Annotated in this window: 17 protein-coding genes; 3 read left to right on the plus strand and 14 right to left on the minus strand. The window is 72.4% G+C overall.

Annotated elements, in window-relative coordinates:
• Positions 1-16 precede the first annotated feature (16 nt).
• The 6 genes from AAH991_RS11045 to uraD all read right to left on the minus strand — a co-directional run bounded on the left by AAH991_RS11045 (position 17) and on the right by uraD (position 4,532).
• The gene (locus AAH991_RS11045; protein ID WP_346225668.1) at positions 17-1,384 is read right to left on the minus strand and encodes an 8-oxoguanine deaminase; all 1,368 of its coding nucleotides are present in this window, start codon (positions 1,382-1,384) and stop codon (positions 17-19) included.
• A gap of 98 nt (positions 1,385-1,482) precedes the next feature.
• Complete coding sequence (locus AAH991_RS11050; protein WP_346225669.1) at positions 1,483-1,992, minus strand: (2Fe-2S)-binding protein; 510 nt, start codon at positions 1,990-1,992, stop codon at positions 1,483-1,485.
• Positions 1,989-2,849 (minus strand): FAD binding domain-containing protein, encoded by an 861-nt coding sequence (locus AAH991_RS11055; protein ID WP_346225670.1) that lies wholly within the window; start codon positions 2,847-2,849, stop codon positions 1,989-1,991. The genes AAH991_RS11050 and AAH991_RS11055 overlap by 4 nt, the downstream gene beginning before the upstream one ends.
• Positions 2,850-2,852: 3 nt before the next feature.
• The gene (gene pucL / locus AAH991_RS11060; RefSeq protein WP_346225671.1) at positions 2,853-3,713 is read right to left on the minus strand and encodes a factor-independent urate hydroxylase; all 861 of its coding nucleotides are present in this window, start codon (positions 3,711-3,713) and stop codon (positions 2,853-2,855) included.
• Position 3,714: 1 nt separating this feature from the next.
• Positions 3,715-4,062: a hydroxyisourate hydrolase gene (gene uraH / locus AAH991_RS11065; RefSeq protein ID WP_169944691.1), complete on the minus strand. Its 348-nt coding sequence runs from the start codon at positions 4,060-4,062 to the stop codon at positions 3,715-3,717.
• On the minus strand, positions 4,059-4,532 hold the full coding sequence (gene uraD, locus AAH991_RS11070) for a 2-oxo-4-hydroxy-4-carboxy-5-ureidoimidazoline decarboxylase (RefSeq protein WP_346225672.1): 474 nt from the start codon (positions 4,530-4,532) through the stop codon (positions 4,059-4,061). The genes uraH and uraD overlap by 4 nt, the downstream gene beginning before the upstream one ends.
• Positions 4,533-4,655: 123 nt before the next feature.
• On the opposite strand from uraD, the gene AAH991_RS11075 reads away from it, so the two are divergent.
• On the plus strand, positions 4,656-5,495 hold the full coding sequence (locus AAH991_RS11075) for a deoxyribonuclease IV (protein ID WP_346225673.1): 840 nt from the start codon (positions 4,656-4,658) through the stop codon (positions 5,493-5,495).
• A gap of 520 nt (positions 5,496-6,015) precedes the next feature.
• Here the strand turns inward: AAH991_RS11075 and AAH991_RS11080 are convergent.
• Together AAH991_RS11080 and AAH991_RS11085 are read right to left on the minus strand one after the other, a co-directional pair.
• Entirely contained in the window at positions 6,016-6,540 is a 525-nt protein-coding gene (locus AAH991_RS11080; RefSeq protein ID WP_346225674.1) for a hypothetical protein, read from the minus strand.
• Between the two features lie 443 nt (positions 6,541-6,983).
• On the minus strand, positions 6,984-7,712 hold the full coding sequence (locus AAH991_RS11085; protein ID WP_346225675.1) for a LytR/AlgR family response regulator transcription factor: 729 nt from the start codon (positions 7,710-7,712) through the stop codon (positions 6,984-6,986).
• A gap of 203 nt (positions 7,713-7,915) precedes the next feature.
• On the opposite strand from AAH991_RS11085, the gene AAH991_RS11090 reads away from it, so the two are divergent.
• Positions 7,916-9,283: a sensor histidine kinase gene (locus AAH991_RS11090; protein WP_346225676.1), complete on the plus strand. Its 1,368-nt coding sequence runs from the start codon at positions 7,916-7,918 to the stop codon at positions 9,281-9,283.
• Between the two features lie 40 nt (positions 9,284-9,323).
• Here the strand turns inward: AAH991_RS11090 and AAH991_RS11095 are convergent, their stop codons facing one another.
• Positions 9,324-10,466 (minus strand): sensor histidine kinase, encoded by a 1,143-nt coding sequence (locus AAH991_RS11095; RefSeq protein ID WP_346225677.1) that lies wholly within the window; start codon positions 10,464-10,466, stop codon positions 9,324-9,326.
• A 27-nt stretch (positions 10,467-10,493) separates the two neighbouring features.
• Positions 10,494-11,114 carry a molybdopterin-dependent oxidoreductase gene (locus tag AAH991_RS11100; RefSeq protein ID WP_346225678.1) on the minus strand — a complete coding sequence of 207 codons (621 nt, stop codon included), beginning with the start codon at positions 11,112-11,114 and terminating at the stop codon, positions 10,494-10,496.
• 250 nt (positions 11,115-11,364) lie between these two features.
• On the opposite strand from AAH991_RS11100, the gene aroF reads away from it, so the two are divergent.
• Positions 11,365-12,405, plus strand: coding sequence for a 3-deoxy-7-phosphoheptulonate synthase (aroF, locus tag AAH991_RS11105; RefSeq protein WP_346225679.1), 1,041 nt, complete (start codon positions 11,365-11,367; stop codon positions 12,403-12,405).
• Between the two features lie 67 nt (positions 12,406-12,472).
• Here the strand turns inward: aroF and thiI are convergent, their stop codons facing one another.
• From thiI to AAH991_RS11125, 4 genes are all read right to left on the minus strand, one after another.
• On the minus strand, positions 12,473-13,669 hold the full coding sequence (gene thiI / locus AAH991_RS11110) for a tRNA uracil 4-sulfurtransferase ThiI (RefSeq protein ID WP_346225680.1): 1,197 nt from the start codon (positions 13,667-13,669) through the stop codon (positions 12,473-12,475).
• 135 nt (positions 13,670-13,804) lie between these two features.
• Complete coding sequence (locus tag AAH991_RS11115; protein ID WP_346225870.1) at positions 13,805-14,461, minus strand: response regulator; 657 nt, start codon at positions 14,459-14,461, stop codon at positions 13,805-13,807.
• A 29-nt stretch (positions 14,462-14,490) separates the two neighbouring features.
• Positions 14,491-15,756 carry a MacS family sensor histidine kinase gene (gene macS / locus AAH991_RS11120; RefSeq protein ID WP_346225681.1) on the minus strand — a complete coding sequence of 422 codons (1,266 nt, stop codon included), beginning with the start codon at positions 15,754-15,756 and terminating at the stop codon, positions 14,491-14,493.
• A gap of 200 nt (positions 15,757-15,956) precedes the next feature.
• The gene (locus AAH991_RS11125) at positions 15,957-16,982 is read right to left on the minus strand and encodes a 6-phosphofructokinase (protein ID WP_169978654.1); all 1,026 of its coding nucleotides are present in this window, start codon (positions 16,980-16,982) and stop codon (positions 15,957-15,959) included.
• Between the last annotated feature and the right edge of the window lie 51 nt (positions 16,983-17,033).

Genomic DNA, 17,033 nt, shown 5'->3' on the forward strand with positions numbered 1-17,033 from the left:
ATCCGTCCGGGATGTCTCAGACATGATCTCCGGTGGTCAGGCGACGATGGGCACCGGCCCCGGCCCGTGCGGCCTCCTCGCCGGAGACCGTGCGCAGTTCGCCGCCCTCGACGACGGTCCGGCCGCCCACCAGCAGCCGTTCCAGCGGCGGCGTGGCGCCGTACGCGAACGCCACGACGGGATCGTCGATCGCGGCGTGGAAGCCGCCGAGCCGCCACAGGGCGACGTCGGCGAGCTTGCCGGGCTCCAGCGAGCCGATCTCGTCCTCCCGGCCGAGGCAGCGGGCGCCGCCGAGCGTGGCCATCTCCAGAGCCTGGCGAGCGGTCAGCGCGCGCGGGCCGTACCGGGCCCGCTGCGTGAGGACGGCCATGCGGATCTCCCCGGCGAGCGGGGTCATCTCACTGGAGGCCGCGCCGTCGACGCCCAGCCCGACCGGCGCGCCCGCCGCGAGCAGATCGGCGACCCGGGCGATGCCCGCGCCGAGACGGCCGTTCGACGACGGGCAGTGGGCCGTGCCCGTGCCGGTCTCGGCGAAGCGCCGCACGTCCTTGTCGGTCAGGTGCACGCAGTGGGCCAGCCACACGTCGGGGCCCAGCCAGCCGAGGTCGTCGAGGTACTCGACGGGCAGCACGCCGAACTGTTCCCTGCAGTGCTCGTCCTCGTCGGCCGTCTCCGCCACGTGCGTGTGCAGCCGTACGCCGTGGGAGCGGGCGAGGTCCGCCGAAAGGGTCATGAGCTCGCCGCTGACCGAGAACGGCGAGCAGGGGGCGACCGCGACGCGCAGCATCGACCCGAACGACGGATCATGATATTTCCGGATCGCGTCGTCGGTGGCCCGGAGGATCTCGTCGAGGTCCTCCACGACCTCGTCCGGCGGCAGGCCGCCGCGCGAGGCGCCCCGGTCCATCGACCCCCGGCAGGGGTGGAAGCGCAGCCCGACCCGGCGCGCGGCCTCGATCTCCGCCTCGAACAGGTCGCCCCTGCCCTTGGGGAAGACGTAGTGGTGGTCGGTGGAGGTCGTGCAGCCCGACAGGGCCAGCCAGGCCAGGCCCGCCGTCGCGGCGCCCGCCACCACCTCGGCGTCCATCCGGGCCCACAGCCGGTAGCTCGCCACCAGCCACTCGAACAGCGTCCCGTCCGGCGTCACCCCCTGCGACGCCCATTGGTAGAGGTGGTGGTGGGTGTTGACCAGGCCGGGGGTGGCCAGGCAGCCGGAGCCGTCGACGCGTTCGGCCCCCTCGGGGACGACCGCCGCCCGGCCGGGGCCGACCGCCGTGATCAGGCCGTCCTCCACGACGACGTGGCCGGACGGGATCTCCTGTCCGACGACCGGGACGACGTGGGCGTTCTCGATGACCACTCGTCGCGGTGCGAGATCACGCAATGGAGACTCCCAGGTCAGAGGGTGCGGGCACGATTTTCTGCATGATCACGGAGGGTTCCGGCGCAGGTCACGGGGGATGCGTGCGACAAACTACAAGATCACGGCGTGGGCTGGTGGTGGCGGCGGGCGGCGGCGAGGCGGACGGCGTCGAGGATCTTCTCGTATCCGGTGCAGCGGCACAGGTTGCCGGCCAGAGCCTCCCGGATGTCGGCGTCCGGCGGCACCCCCTCCGCGTCCGCGAGCAGCGCGTGAGCCTGGACGACGAGACCGGGGGTGCAGAACCCGCACTGCACGGCCCCGGCGTCCACGAACGCGCGCTGCACCTCGTGCAACCCGCCGCCGGCTTCACCGTCCGGCCCGTCCCCGGAGCTTGCCAGGCCCTCGACCGTCACCACCTCGCGCCCCTCCGCCTGCCCGGCGGCGACCAGGCAGGCGCACACCGGCGTACGGTCGAGATAGACGGTGCAGGAGCCGCATTCGCCCTGCTCGCAGGCGTTCTTGGCGCCCGGCAGGCCGAGCCGCTCACGCAGGACGTACAGCAGGCTCTCGCCCTCCCACACGTCGTCGGCCGTCATCGGGCGGCCGTTCACAATCACGTTCACCCTCATCGCGCGCTCCCCCTGAAGTCGTCCCAGGCCCAGCCCAGCGCGCGGCGCGCCATCACGGCGAGCGCGTGAGCGCGGTAGGCGGCGCGGCCCCGCACGTCGTCGATCGGCGCGGCGGCGGCGGCCACGAGCTCGCCGAACCGGCGGGCCACGCCGGGGCCGAGCGGGCCGCGGCCGTCCCAGTCCAGCGCGCCGGACGCGAAGTCCTCGGCGTCCCGGGCGCGGCGCGGGGTCGGCGCGGCCGAGCCGATGCCGGTGCCCACCCGCCGCTCCCCCGGCTCCAGGACGGTCGCGAACGAGCACACCGCGATCACCATGGCGTTCCTGGTGCCGATCTTGGAGAAGTACTGCGGGCCGGTGGCGGCCGGGACGCGCACGGCGCGGATCAGCTCGTCGGGTGCGAGCGCGTTGCGCTTCACGCCGGTGTAGAACTCGCCTATCGGGATCAGCCGGGCGCCGCGCACCGACTCGGCCTCCACGACCGCGCCGCTGGCCAGCAGCGGCGGGTGGCTGTCGCCGGCGGGCGAGGCCGCGCCGAGGTTGCCCGCGACCGTGCCCCTGTTGCGGATCTGCGGCGACCCGACCGTACGGGACGCCTGGGCCAGCGCGGGCAGAACGCCCCCGAGCTCGGCGATCAGCCGGGAGTAGGTCACGCCCGCGCCCACGCGGATCTCGACGCCCTCCCGCGACCACTCCCGGAGCTCGGGGATCGGCGTGAGGTCGAGCAGGGCGGCCGGGCGGCCCTTGTCGAGATTGATCTCCACCATGACGTCGGTGCCGCCCTGGATCGGCGTGGCCTCGGGCCGCCCGGCCTTCAGCGCCAGGGCCTCCGCCCAGGTCCGCGGTCGCAGGAAGTCCATCGGCTACTCCCAGGCCGGGCCGGGCTCGGGCGCGTCCTCGCGCAGCACCGTGCCCTCGATCAGCCCGTACGGCCGGTCGGCGGCGAAGAAGACCTCGCCGTCGTTGTCCAGGCCGAAGGGCGCGAGGTCCACCGGGAAGTGGTGCTTGTTCGGCAGCGACAGCCGCACCTCGCAGACCTCCGGGCACTCGGCCAGCACCCGGGTGCCCATCGCGTACAGCGTCTGCTGCAGCGACAGGCTGTAGGTGTCGGCGAAGGCCGCGAGCAGGGCGCCCCGCGCGTTCTCGTAGCTCTTGTCCCAGTCCTGTGGAGGCTCGTCGTGCCGCCACGCGGCCTCAACGGCGGTGGCGAGGACGCGGTCGCGGGTCTCCGGCAGCGTCGTGTACTCGTCCTTCGCGAAGCCCCAGAACTCCGAGTTGGTCGTGTTCAGCACGACGAGGTCGCGCAGCCCGGAGACCACCCACGACCGCGTCCCGTCGTGGTGGGCCACGCAGGTGCGGACCTCCCTGCCGGAGCGGACGAACGAGTGCCCGAACGCGCCGTTGCGCTCCCAGGCGTGCTCCTCGATCGCGACCCTCGCGTGGTGGATCGCGGGCCGGGCGTCCGTGAAGTGGCGCGCCAGCAGCAGCGCGAAGTCCTCGATCGCCCCGACGCCGTGCTTCTTGGCGAACGCGAAGACCGTGTTCTTCTGCGTGTCGGTGGGCAGGACGGCGGAGTTGTCCCCGCTCAGGTGGACCTCGGTCATGTCGCCCGACAGCGCCGTGCTGACGGTGAGGTCCTTGATCCGGTGGGCGTCGCCGTGCCGGGTCACCCGCACGACCCTCGTCTCGGCCTTGCCGTACCTGTTGGGCCCCAGAACGGCCACGCTAGCTCCCCCGGTAGGTCGAGTAGGCGAACGGGCTCAGCAGCAGCGGCACGTGGTAGTGCTCGCCGGCCTCCCTGATGGCGAACACGACGCTCACCTCGGGGAAGAACGCCTCGTCCCCCAGGTAGGCGCCGGTGTCGAACACGAGCCGGTAGGTCCCCGGGCGGGGGTCCCCGGCCGGGTCCCACTCCCGGCCCAGCGGGGTCCACTCCCGGATGCGGCCGTCGCCGTCGGTGCGGCCCTCCGCCACCGGCACGAAGCCGTGCGCGGCGCGCCGCGACAGCCGTACGAACACGTCCTTGGCCGGCCGCCCGGCGGCGGTGTCGAGCACGTGGGTCGAAAGGCTCACCGGCCCTCCCAGAGCTTGGCCAGCCGCAGGTCGACGATCTTCGCCAGTTCCTCGCGGACGACCTTCCGTTCGGTCTCCTCGTCGTGGCCGAGCCGCTCGTGCAGCAGCGCCAGCATCTCGCCGGCGGTCCGTCCGGCCGCGCAGACCAGGTAGACGTGGCCGAAGCGGCTCTCGTAGGCGGCGTTGCCCTCGCGGAGCGCGCCGCGCACGTCCCGCCCGGCGTCCGCGGTCCCGGCCTGCTCGGCGCGCGACCACGCGGCCTCGCGGCCCGCGCCGTCGGGGCGCTCGCCGATGCGCGGATGCGCCGCCAGCGCCTCCAGCACGTCGTCCCAGTTCAGCGCCGCGACGGCCGACTCGCCCGCGCGGCGGAGCCCGTCGAGATCCTCGTACGGCCCGCGCGCGGCGACCTCCTCCACCCAGGTGGCGCAGGAGCAGCAGGACCGCAGGTCCTCGCGGCTGAGTTCGCGCATGCCCGTCAGTCAACCGCCGGGCCGCGACGGGATCCAGCGGCGTGAAGTCCGAACCGCGCGCCCTGCTCCGGGGGCCGCTTTGTACGTTGTGACAAAGGGGGCGGCACTAGCCTGGAGGTCATCATGACTCCTTCCAATCTGATCGGCGGCCACGTCTTCGTCGCCGGCGGCCTGGCCAAGGGCGGGCTGAAGTACGCGGCGGACATCGGCGCCGAGATGGTCCAGGTCTTCGTCACCAACCCGCGCGGCTGGGCGCTCAGCGAGGGGAACCCCGCCGAGGACGCCAAGCTGCGCGAGTCGGGGGTCCCGGTCTTCCTGCACGCCGCGTATCTCGTGAACTGCGGGTCGCCGACCCCGGAGACCCTGGAGAACTCGATCGCGGTCATCCGCCACACCCTGCGCAGGGGCGTCGAGACCGGCGCGCTCGGCGTGGTCGTCCACACCGGCTCGGCCGTGAGCCAGTCGCGCGAGGCCGCGATGCGCCAGATCCACGAGCGCCTGCTGCCGGTGCTGGACGAGCTGCCCGACGACGGCCCCGACCTGCTGCTCGAACCGATGGCGGGCCAGGGCCAGATGCTGTGCGCGACCGTGCAGGACCTCGGGCCCTATCTGGAGGCGCTCGACCACCATCCCAAGGTCGGCGTGTGCCTCGACACCTGCCACGCCTTCGCCGCGGGGCACGACCTGGCCGCGCCGGGCGGGGTGAAGGAGATGATGGACGCGCTGAACGAGGTGGCCCCGGGCCGGCTCAGGCTGGTCCACGCCAACGACTCGAAGGACCCCTGCGGTTCGAAGCGGGACCGGCACGAGAACATCGGCGCGGGGCACATCGGCGCCCAGGCGTTCGGCGAGCTGATGCGCCATCCCACGGCGGCCGGGGTGCCGTTCTGCATCGAGACCCCGGGCAAGGCGGACAAGCACCGCGAGGACATCGAGCTGCTCAAGCAGCTGCGCGGCGACTGACCGGCGCCACCCCGGGCCCGCCGGTCACCGTGGGTCTTCCTGGCGTCTACGGGTGTACAGGCGTGGCTGCCCTTCCGCGGCAGGCGGAATCGGGCGTTCGCGGCGATCCGGGCCCCCGTATGGCCGGATCGCCGCGCACCCCCCCGATACGCGTCGGCGGGGCCCTTCCCCCCCGAGTAGGGCCCCGCTTGGTAACCAACCGGTGACAACCTGCTCACTTTGTGATTACCCCGCGTGTCTTGCGACGTGCGAAAGACTACGAGGTGTAGTCGGGCGGGGGGATGCCCGTTCGGACGAGCGGTCTCTAGTTAGCGCCATGCGGCCCGCTCCCGCACGACGAGCGGGCCTCCGGGGGCGACGAGCGGTAGGTCGGGGCGTGTGAAGACGCCCCCCGGGCCCGCCGCGGTGCCGCGGTGCCGCGGTGCCGCCGAATGAGCGTCCCGGCTGCGTATCCACGCCTTTCACTCCTCGGCGAGGTCGCCCATCGGCACGGAAATCGGTCCTGTCCTACGTTGGGACGTCACTTCGCATTGCGCCAGTAGGTGAGCGTGCGACTCGTGCTCTTGACTACTTGGGGGACGGACTCGTTTTGCGGCCAGATCTGCAGCAGATAACGATCGATGATCGCATCATTCGAGCAGTCCGATTCTGTGGCCCGGTCCATGTGGACGGCGTGATACCGCAACCGGTACCAGCCCGGGCCCGACGACAAGTCGGGTAGCTTGTGAAATCCCTCGCCTCCCCACTCGATAAGGAAGATCCGTCCTGTTTGGGTGTGGAAGCTGATTTCCACGATGTCCTCGTACTCGTTGACGTCCGGCTCCGGATCGCGGTCCGACACGGTCACCGAGAAGCCGACCGTCCCCGTGTGCAGGCCCGTGACCAGGAGACCTTTACCGTCCTTCACCCGAAGGATGCCCACAGGGTGCTCGGGATGGTCATCGAGGAAGGCTTCAGGAGCCCCCATGTCGTCGGCGAGGTCGTCGAGGTAGATCTGACGGTAGCTGACATGGACATCGAACGACACGGTCCGATTGGTAGTCATGGTCAGGGACTCTACGGCTATGGATGGAAATTTCCGTCGACTGAAGGACCCGCGTCGCACCACGGAGAGCCGGCCCGGAGCGCGGCGCCGGTGCTGCCGTCGCGCGTCCCCGGGCTGTTCGCCGAACCTGGGCCTGCGAACTCGCCTGACACGATGGACCGAGCGCGGGAGCCGAGCGGTGCCACCGGGTCCATGGAGAATCGGGACTGGGGGAAAGCGGTCATCGCGGTGGGCTGGCGATGTTACGGATAAATACTCCAGCCGCGCTTTGTAATCACGTTTCGAGTCCGAGACGTGAGACGGCCACCGCTGTGATCATCGGGACCACGCTGGGTCGGGACCTCCATCCGTCGTCCAGGTCTACATCCGAGCAGTTGGCATGTGGCCGAGGTGGTGGAGGCGCCCCCGCGAAGGCGCAGCGGCGGCCACGTGATCACGGGGGCTCAGGGGCGGAACTGACGGACGAGCTGCTCGCGCACCTGGCGGGTGTGCCGCCTGCTCACCGGCAGCGTCTCGCTCCCCACCTGCAGGACCACCCGGCCGGCGTCGAAGCGCAGCTCGCTCACGTGCCGGGCGTTGACCAGGGTGCTGCGGTGGGCCCGGACGAAGCCCGCGCCCGCCCAGCGGCGTTCCAGCGCCGCGAGGGACATCCGTACGAGGTAGGCGGCGTCGGCCGTGTGCAGGCGGACGTAGTCGCCGTGGGCCTCGGCGTAGCACACGTCCTGCCGCGCCACGAACTTCGTGCGGCCCCCGAGCTCGACCGGGATCGTCTCCAGGTCCTCCTCGGCGCCGGGCGGCGCCACCGCGGCCGAGAGCCGGCGTACGGCCTCGGCCAGGCGTTCGGGCCGCACGGGCTTGAGCAGGTAGTCGACGGCCTCCAGCTCGAAGGCCTGGACGGCGCAGTCGTGGGCGCTGACGAAGACCAGACGGGGCGGCGTGGGGAACCCGCCGATGAGCCGGGCCAGGTCCAGGCCGTCGAGTCCGGGCATGCGCACGTCGAGGAAGACGCCGTCCAGGCGCTCCCCGTCGGCGATCATCTGGACCATGTCGTGCAGGGCGGCCCCGCCGTCGGTCGCCGTCCTCACGTGCTCCACCCGGGCGTCCTGACGGAGCAGGAAGGCGAGCTCGGACAGGGCGGGGACCTCGTCGTCCACCGCGAGGACACGCAGCATGGCCTACACCGTGCCGCGTGTCCCGCCCTCCGCGCAAGGGGTGACCGAACGGTAGGTGACATTCCTGATACTCTCCGCTGCCATCCTCTCGGGTGCCGGACCAAGAGTAGGTAGAGCTATTCGCCGTTTTGCCCCCTATATGGACTTTTGTCCGCCAGGACTGTCTACCGTGAGAAGGAGACCAGGCCGATCGAGGAACTTGGATGAGCATCAGGCCGGGCACGTTCCTTCCCCTCTCCACCTCCATCCGGGCACGGGTGACGCTGACCGTGGCAGCGGTGTCCGTGCTCGTCGCCGCGGTGATCGGCGTCGGCCTGTGCCTGCTGATCCGCCACCGGATCGAAGCCGAGATCTACAGGGAGACCCGCCGGGTCGCGACCGAGTGGATCGGCCTGATGGAACGCGGGCAGGTTCCGCCGCCGACGCCGACGGCACGGGTGCCGCTCGTCCAGCTCGTCGACTCGCGGGGCCGGGTGACGGCGGCCGGGCCCATGGCCGGCGACCGGCCGCTGAGCACGGTCCGGCCGACGGAGGAGAACCGCTTTCGCGACGTGACCGAGTGCCCCGAGAGCGAGCGCTGCGTCCTGCTCACCGCCGCCCGGGTCCCGTCGCTGCAGTCCTGGGAGCTCTGGCAGGGTGAGCCCCACTTCGTCTATGCCGGCACGGACCAGCCGCCCGCCCTGCGCGGGCGGCGCCTGGAGTTCCTCATCGGCGCCGGCGGGGTGCTGCTCGCGGCCCTGTGGACGTGGACGACCTGGCGGGCGGCGGGCCGCATCCTGCGCCCCATAAACGCGATCCGGCAGCGGATGTCGGAGATCAACGCCAACGACCTGTCCCTGCGGGTGCCGCAGCCGTCCGGCCGGGACGAGATCGCACAGCTGGCCCGTGCCGCCAACCAGACGCTCGGCCGGCTGGAGTCGGCGGTCACACGGCAGCGGGAGTTCGCCGCCATCGTGTCCCACGAGCTCAAGTCTCCGCTCACCGGCCTGCGCACGGGGCTGGAGGAGGCGCTTGTCTACCCGGAGACGGACGCACGGCAGGCGATCGCCAGGTCGCTGCCGGCCGCCGACCGCATGCAGCAGATCATCGACGAGCTGCTCGCCTTCGCCCGGCTCCGCAACACGCCGTGCTCGTCCGAGCAGGTCGACCTCGGGGCGCTCGTACGCGACGAGGCGGCGGCGCGTACGACGGGCGTGCCGGTGTACGCCACGGCCGAACCCGGCGTGCGGGTCTTCGGCAACCGCGTGCAGCTGGCCAGCGTCGTGACGAACCTGCTGGTGAACGCGCAGCGCCATGCCGTCGGCCGGGTGAACGTCACCGCCGGGTGCGACGGTGCGCAGGCGCTGGTGGTGGTTCTGGACGACGGCGACGGCGTGGCCGAGGAGGACAGGGAACGCATCTTCGAGCCCTTCCTGCGGCTGGAGGCGGGACGCCGCCTGGATCCCGGCGGCAGCGGTCTCGGCCTGGCCCTGTGCCGGGCGATCGCGGCGGCGCACGACGGCAGCCTGTGCGTCGAGGACTCCCCGCGCGGCGCCCGCTTCGTCCTCCGGCTCCCTCTTTCGAGCGGCTGATCGCCGGCCCGGGCAGGCCGGTACGGCGACGCCGGCGGGCTCAGGAGCGGGCCGGGACGGCCCGGGGACGGGTCTTGGGGATGCGCAGCCGGATGCGGGTTCCCTTGCCGGGCGCCGTCTCGACCATGAGCCCGTAGTCCTGGCCGTAGAGGTGGCGCATGCGCAGGTCGACGTTGCTCAGCCCGATGCCGGTGCTCTCCTCCGCGAGCGCGGCCCGCAGATGCTCGGGGTCCATGCCGACGCCGTCGTCCTCGACCCAGATGTGCGCCTCCGGCCCCGCGTCCCTGATCACGACCCGGACCTCGCCCGGCATGCCGTGCTTGATGGCGTTCTCCACCAGGGGCTGCAGGCACAGGAACGGCACGTCGACCTTCAGCACCTCCGGCGCGACCTGCACGGTGAAGCGCAGCCGGTCGCCGAATCTCGCCTGCTCCAGCAGCAGGTAGCGGTCCACGCAGCCCAGTTCGTCGGCGAGCGAGGTGAAATCGGCCGCCCGGCGCAGCGCGTACCGGATGAAGTCGGCGAAGTCGAGCAGCAGCTCGCGGGCGCGTTCGGGCTCGGTCCGGACGAACGACGCGATCGTGGTCAGCGAGTTGTACACGAAGTGGGGCGAGATCTGCGCCCGCAGGGCCCGCGCCTCCGCCTCCAGCGTGCGCCTCCGGGAGGCGTCGAGCTCGGCGAGTTCGAGCTGGCCGGACATCCAGCGGCCCACCTCGGCCGCCGTGCGCAGCAGGGCGGCGCCGGCCTGCGCGTCGTACGCCGCGAGCGCGCCGACCACCCGGTCCTCCACGGTCAGGGGGACCACCACGCCGTGCCGATCGTCCCCCCGGTCGGGGACGACGCGCGGCCTGCCGGTCGCCATGGCCGCGCGCACCTCGGCGAGCACCGTCTCGTCGTCCGGCACCCCCGTGCCGTCCCTGGCCAGGACCCGATCGCCGGTGGCGACGGCGAGACCGGCGGCGCCGAGCAGCGCCCGCAGGTGCCGTACGGAGCGGCGGGCGGCGCCCCGGGTGAGCCCGGCGCGCAGCGAGCCCGCGGCCAGCCCGGCCACGCGCAGGGCGAGGAAGGTCGCCTCGCCCGGCGGCTCACCGGGGGACGGCCCGCGACGGGCGAGAGCGCGGCCCAGCGCGCCGCCGCAGACCCCGCAGAGCGCGCACAGCGTGACCCAGACGGCTGAAGACACGCCGGACACCGTAGCCGCTCGGCGGCCTCACGGCGGGCCGTCGCCCGGGTCCTCCTGGTATGAGTAGCGCTGCTCTTTCCAGGGGTCGGCCACGTTGTGGTAGCCGCGATCCTCCCAGAACCCGCGCCGGTCCTCGGTCAGGTACTCGACCGCGCGCACCCACTTCACGCTCTTCCAGGCGTACAGGTGGGGCACCACGATCCGCACCGGGTAGCCCCGCTCGGGGGACAGCCGGTTCTCGTCGAGGTGCGTGGCGAACAGCGTGGTCGGGCGGTCGAAGTCGGACAGGCGCAGGTTGGCGCTGTAGCCGTACTCGGCCCAGACCATGACGTGGCGCACGCCGGGCGCCGGGGGGACGCGTTCGAGCAAGGCCGACGTGGGAACGCCGCTCCACTCGTTGCCCATGATGGAGAACTTGGTGACGCAGTGGAAGTCCGCCACGACCGTCGCCGTGGGCAGGGAGGAGAACTCCTCCCAGGAGAAATCGTGGACCCGGCCCGAGGCCGTGGCGCCGAACACCTGGAAACGCCACGTCTCCCGGCGGAACCCCGGGACCCTGCCGTAGTGGACGACGGGCTGCCCGCGTGGGACGTACTGGCCCGGTGGCAGTCGCGTCTCCTCCTCAGGTTTCTCCGGCACGCAGGCCATCCTGCCATCCGCCGCGAGGGCGACCGCACCGGCCCCCTGACGCGCAGTTCGACACGATCAAGGAATCGTGCGCTATATTGCCGCACATGCGCACCGCTTGGTCGTTTTGGTATGGCGACGGACCCGTGAGGACCGATCGCCTCCATGCGCTGCGCTGACAGCCACGGCGAACGAAGGCCCCGGGTCCACACGGACCCGGGGCCTTCGTCGTTTTTCCGGACCCGCACCACTAACCGCGACAGGAGTCACCATGGTCATCGTCATGACCCCGGAAGCCACCCAGGACGACATCGAGGCGATCATCGGCCTCGTCGCCGCGGCCGGAGGGGAGGCGTTCGCGAGCCGCGGCGTGAACCGTACGATCGTCGGCCTCATCGGCGACGTCGAGCAGTTCGCCACACTCAACCTGCGCGGCATGCCGGGCGTCGCGGACGTCGTACGGGTCTCCACGCCGTACAAGCTCGTGAGCAGAGACAACCATCCGCAGCGCTCCACGGTGACCGTGCGCGGTGTGCCGATCGGCCCGGACACCGTCACGCTGATCGCGGGCCCGTGCGCGGTCGAGACGCCGCGGCAGACGCTGGAGGCGGCGCTGATGGCCAAGGCGGCGGGCGCGACGCTGCTGCGCGGCGGCGCCTACAAGCCGCGCACCTCGCCGTACGCCTTCCAGGGCCTGGGCGAGGAGGGCCTGCGCATCCTGGCCGACGTGCGTGAGCAGACCGGGCTGCCGATCGTCACCGAGGTCGTGGACGCCCACGACGTGGCGCTGGTGGCGTCGTACGCCGACATGCTGCAGGTCGGCACCCGCAACGCGCAGAACTTCGCGCTGCTGCAGGCCGTGGGCGCGGCGGGCAAGCCGGTCATGCTGAAGCGGGGCATGACGGCGACCATCGAGGAGTGGCTGATGGCGGCCGAGTACGTCGCGCAGCGCGGCAACCTCGACATCGTGCTGTGCGAGCGCGGCATCCGCACCTACGAGCCCGCCACCCGCAACACGCTCGACGTCTCGGCGGTCCCGGTCGTGCAGCGGCTGTCGCACCTGCCGGTGATCGTCGACCCGTCGCACTCGGGCGGCCGGCGCGACCTCGTGCTGCCGCTGTCCCGGGCCGCGATCGCGGCCGGGGCCGACGGCCTGATCGTCGACGTGCACCCGCACCCCGAGCAGGCCCTCTGCGACGGACCGCAGGCCCTGGTGGACGGCGACCTGGACGACCTGGCGGCCGTGCTGCGCGACTTCCCCCCGCTGCTGGGCCGCACCGCGACCACGTCCGCGTCCCTCGTTCCCGCCTGACCGCCGCACCTGACCGCTGGGCCGGGCCGGGGCCCCGGGACCGCCGGACGCGGTCCCGGGCTCCGGCTCAGACGTCCAGCTTGTACGGCTGGATCGAGTCGGCCAGCTGGGCGGCGAGGTCCTCGGCGTCGAGACGCCGCTCGATCTGCTTGAGGTCCTCGATCTTCGCGCGGGTCTCGGCCTGCCGCGGCGCGAGCAGCGTGCAGCAGTCCTCGTCGGGCAGTTCGGAGATCTCCAGCGTCCCGATCCGGCGGGCCTCGGCCATGATCTCGGTCTTGTCCAGGCCGATCAGCGGGCGCAGGATCGGCAGGTCCACCGCGTGGTCCTGGGCCGTGATGTTGGCCAGGGTCTGCGAGGAGACCTGGCCGAGGCTGTCGCCGGTGACCAGCGCCTCGGCGTGGATGCGGTGGGCGACCTCCTCGGCCGTCTTGAGCATCAGGCGCCGCTGCGCGATCACCGCGAGCCGGTCCTGGCCGGAGTTCCTGATCGACTGCTGCGCCTTGCCGAACGGCACCACCCACAGCCGCGACTTGCCCTGGAACTTGTCCAGGTTGCGCACCAGCGCGTACGCCTTGTAGATGGACTCCGAGGTGGTGAACGGGATGCCGGAGAAATGCAGGAAGTCCACCCGCAGACCGCGCCGCATCATGCGGTAGGCGGCGACCGGGGAGTCGATGCCGCCGGACAGCAGCGCCAGCGCCCGGCCGCTGGAGCCGACGGGCAGGCCGCCCTGGCCCGGCCGGCCGCCGGTGAACAGGAACGCCTCGTCCTTGTCCACCTCGATGTGCACGGTGAGCTCCGGGTTGCTCAGGTCGACCGGCAGCCCGAAGGTGTCGTTGATCGCCCCGCCGACCACGCGGTCCAGCTCGTTGGAGCGCAGCGGGAAGCGCTTGTCGCGACGCCGCGACCGTACGGCGAAGCGCGCCTTGCGGGCCACCTCGTCGCTGTCCCTGATCAGTTCGATGGCGGCCTTGGTGATCGTGTCCGGGTCCTTCGGCACCCGCCACGCGAGGTGGACCAGCACGATTCCGGGCACGTCGGCCACGCGGGCCGCCACCGTCTCGGCCTCCTCCACCTCGGTTCCCGAGGGCAGGAACAGCGCGATCACCCCGTGCCGCTGGCGGATGTCGACCCGGTGGCCCTTGAGGGCGTGCTTGATGTTCGCCCGCAGGCGCATCTCGAAGATCTCGCGGTTCCGGCCCTTCAGGACCACCTCGCCTAACTTGAGCAGCACCGAGGGCTCTCCGAGGGCGGTCATGGTCATCTGTGGAAAACCTCCGGACGGACAGGGACGGCCGTCACACCGGGGAGGGCACGGCCGGGGGAACATACGCCAAGGACAACGCGTCACCGCGATGCGGGCTTCCCCACTGTAATGCCGCCGCCGCGGCAACGCCGATTATCCGCCGTCGAGTTCGACCAGGCCCTTCTCGATCGCGTAGCGGACCAGCTCCACCCGGTTGTGGAGCTGGAGCTTGCTCAGCGTGTTCTGCACGTGGTTCTGCACGGTGCGATGCGACAGCACCAGCCGTCCGGCGATCTGCCGATATGTCAGGCCCTTGGCGACCATGCGCAACACCTCGGTCTCCCGGTCGGTCAGCCGGGGGCCGTCCCGTTCGGCGTCCCCGCCCCGGTCCGGCGTCAGGTGGGCCAGCCTGCGGTACTCCCCCAGCACCAGCCCGGCCAGGCCGGGAGTGAAGACGGCGTCGCCCTGGGCGGTCCGCCCGACCGCGTCCAGGAACTCCTCCCGGCTCGCCGACTTCACCAGATACCCCGAGGCGCCGGCCTTGACCGCCTCCAGCACGTCCTCCTCCTCGGCGCTGGCCGACAGGACGAGCACACGCGGCGGGGCCGCGGACGCGCCCAGGCCCCGGGCCACCTCCACGCCCGCCAGATCGGGCAGGCGCAGGTCGAGCACCACCACGTCCGGCCGTACGGCCACCGCTACGCGCAGCGCCTGGCGGCCCTCGCCGATGGCGGCGACCACGTCGTACCCGGCCTCGGTGAGGTCGCGGGCGACCGCCTCCCGCCACATCGGATGGTCGTCCACCACCATGACCCGCACCGGCGGCCGTCCGCCCTCGTTCACGAGCGCCTCTCGCCTCCTTCGCCCGGTCGCGGCGTCCGTGCCGGGACCGTCAGCTCGATCTCCGTCCCCGGCCCCGACGAGGTGACCGTCACCGTACCGCCGAGGTCGGCCACGCGGCCCCGGATCGACCGGGCCACGCCCATGCGCCCCTCGCGCGCCGCCTGTTCGAGCCGCCCCTCGGGGATGCCCGGCCCGTCGTCGCGGACGGTGACGACGACCGCGCCGCCGTCCTCCTCCGCGAGTATCCACGCGCGGGTGCCCTCGGGACAGTGCCGCACGACGTTGTCGAGGGCCGCGCCGACGGCCGCCGCCACCTCCCGCGCGCTCTCGGCCGGCAGCGGCAGCGGTGTCGCGGGCGCGGACACGGTCACGCGCGCCGTGCCGTACGGCCGCAGCAGGTCACGCAGGTCGGCCTCGGGCTCCGCCGTCGTGGTGTTCGTCACATGGCGGGACGTCTCTTCACGGGCGAGGGCACGGCGAGGGCGCGCCGGCGATCGGAGCCTGCCGCGGAGCCCGGGCGGCGGGGCGGAGTCCGGCGGCCGCACGACGGGCGGCGCCTGCACCAGCGCACGCAGCGCCGACTCCTGCTCCCCCGCGAGCCTGCCCAGCTCCGCCGCCTCGCCGCCGATCTCGGCGCCCCTGCGCTGCACGAGCGCCAGCACCTGCAGCACCGAGTCGTGGATGCCCCGGGCCAGCCGCTCCCGCTCGCGGCCCGCGGCCTCGATCCGCTCGGCGCGCCGCATGCGCTCCTCGGCCTCCCGCGCGAGCCGGGCGACGTGCCCGACGACGACTCCGGCCATGAACATGAGCACGGCGCCGTTCACCGGGAACGAGGCGATGTCGACCCCGCCGGCGCTGCGCAGCCACAGGTCGGCCGCCGACACCACCGCGGCGGCGACCGCGCCCGCGCGGCGTCCCCGGGCCACCCCGTACGCGAGGACGGGCCCCGCCACCCAGGTCGCGGTGATCGGCATCGCACCGGCCAGCACGTCGCCGCGGCTCTGCGCGAACGGCGTGACCAGCAGGCAGCCCACCGTGACGAGGAGGTCGGCCGCCAGCAGCGGCCCGCGCCGCGCGGCGGGATACAGGACGAGCGTGACGGCCGTCCAGGCAAGCATCACGCCGACGACGGCCCAGGCCACGGCCGGACGGGCGTAGCCGCCTGCCCTGAGCACGAGCAGCGCCGCGTACGCGAGCGACGCCAGGCGGAAGACCGCGATCGCCCGCCAGAACGGTCCCTCGATGCCCATCGCGCGGCGCACTCTCCTGATGATCGAGCCGGGAGGGCGTGCCCGCGCCTCCCGCTCACATACTCGGGCCGCTCACATGCGCGGGCAACCGCCGCTTCTCCGCCTCGATTGTCCGCCGGATCGCGGGGGCCTCGCATGAGTACGGCTCCCGCGGGGCGTCGCGGGAGCCGTACGGGATCGTGCGCGGGCCGTGGCGACCGGCCCGCGTCCGATCAGCCGAAGAAGACCTCGGCCTCTTCGTAGCGGGAGGCCGGCACGGTCTTGAGCTCGGCGGTCGCCTCGGCGAGGGCGACGCGCACGATGTCGGTGCCGCGCAGCGCGATCATCTTGCCGTAGTCGCCCTCGTTCACCGCGTCGATCGCGCCGAGGCCGAAGCGGGTCGCGAGCACCCGGTCGTAGGCGGTCGGCGTGCCACCGCGCTGGATGTGACCGAGGACCGTGGTGCGGGCCTCCTTGCCGGTGCGCTTCTCGATCTCCTTGGCGAGCATCTCGCCGATGCCGCCGAGGCGCACGTGGCCGAACGCGTCGAGCTCGCCGGTCTGCAGCGCCATCTGGCCCTCGAGCGGGTGGGCGCCCTCGGCGACCACGATGATCGGGGCGTACCGGGTCTTGAAGCGCGACTCGACGTAGGCGCAGACCTTCTCGATGTCGAACGGCTTCTCCGGGATGAGGATGACGTTGGCGCCCGCGGCCATGCCGGCGTGCAGCGCGATCCAGCCGGCGTGGCGGCCCATGACCTCGCAGATCAGCGCGCGGTGGTGCGACTCCGCCGTGGTGTGCAGCCGGTCGATGGCCTCCATCGCGATGTTGACCGCGGTGTCGAAGCCGAAGGTGTAGTCGGTGGCGTTGAGGTCGTTGTCGATCGTCTTGGGCACGCCGACGACGTTCACGCCGCGGTCGTGCAGCTGCTTGGCCACGCCCAGCGTGTCCTCGCCGCCGATGGCGATCAGAGCGTCCACGCCGGTCGCGGCGAGGTTCTCCTTGATGCGCTCGACGCCGCCCTCGATCTTGATCGGGTTCGTGCGGGAGGAGCCGAGGATCGTGCCGCCGCGCGGCAGGATGCCCCGCACGGCCTGGATGTCGAGCGGCATGGTGTCGCCCTCCAGAGGGCCACGCCAGCCGTCCCGGAATCCGACGAACTCGTGCCCGTACACGCCGACGCCCTTGCGGACGACGCCGCGAATGACCGCGTTCAGCCCGGGGCAGTCGCCGCCTCCGGTGAGGACTCCAATACGCATGACGGGTTTTCCTCCATCTGGGATTACGCGTGGAATGGCGTGGCCGGCCCG

The organism is Microbispora sp. ZYX-F-249, from assembly GCF_039649665.1.
GTDB classification, from domain to species: Bacteria; Actinomycetota; Actinomycetes; order Streptosporangiales; family Streptosporangiaceae; genus Microbispora; species Microbispora maris.

Coding starts and splice junctions, on each gene's coding strand:
- AAH991_RS11125 (WP_169978654.1), bottom strand. CDS start 16,982: ATGCGTATTGGAGTCCTCACCGGAGGCGGCGACTGCCCCGGGCTGAAC.
- AAH991_RS11115 (WP_346225870.1), bottom strand. CDS start 14,461: ATGGTGGTGGACGACCATCCGATGTGGCGGGAGGCGGTCGCCCGCGAC.
- AAH991_RS11090 (WP_346225676.1), top strand. CDS start 7,916: ATGAGCATCAGGCCGGGCACGTTCCTTCCCCTCTCCACCTCCATCCGG.
- AAH991_RS11085 (WP_346225675.1), bottom strand. CDS start 7,712: ATGCTGCGTGTCCTCGCGGTGGACGACGAGGTCCCCGCCCTGTCCGAG.
- uraD (WP_346225672.1), bottom strand. CDS start 4,532: ATGCGCGAACTCAGCCGCGAGGACCTGCGGTCCTGCTGCTCCTGCGCC.
- aroF (WP_346225679.1), top strand. CDS start 11,365: ATGGTCATCGTCATGACCCCGGAAGCCACCCAGGACGACATCGAGGCG.
- AAH991_RS11050 (WP_346225669.1), bottom strand. CDS start 1,992: ATGAGGGTGAACGTGATTGTGAACGGCCGCCCGATGACGGCCGACGAC.
- AAH991_RS11080 (WP_346225674.1), bottom strand. CDS start 6,540: ATGACTACCAATCGGACCGTGTCGTTCGATGTCCATGTCAGCTACCGT.
- AAH991_RS11100 (WP_346225678.1), bottom strand. CDS start 11,114: ATGGCCTGCGTGCCGGAGAAACCTGAGGAGGAGACGCGACTGCCACCG.
- AAH991_RS11055 (WP_346225670.1), bottom strand. CDS start 2,849: ATGGACTTCCTGCGACCGCGGACCTGGGCGGAGGCCCTGGCGCTGAAG.
- AAH991_RS11075 (WP_346225673.1), top strand. CDS start 4,656: ATGACTCCTTCCAATCTGATCGGCGGCCACGTCTTCGTCGCCGGCGGC.
- thiI (WP_346225680.1), bottom strand. CDS start 13,669: ATGACCATGACCGCCCTCGGAGAGCCCTCGGTGCTGCTCAAGTTAGGC.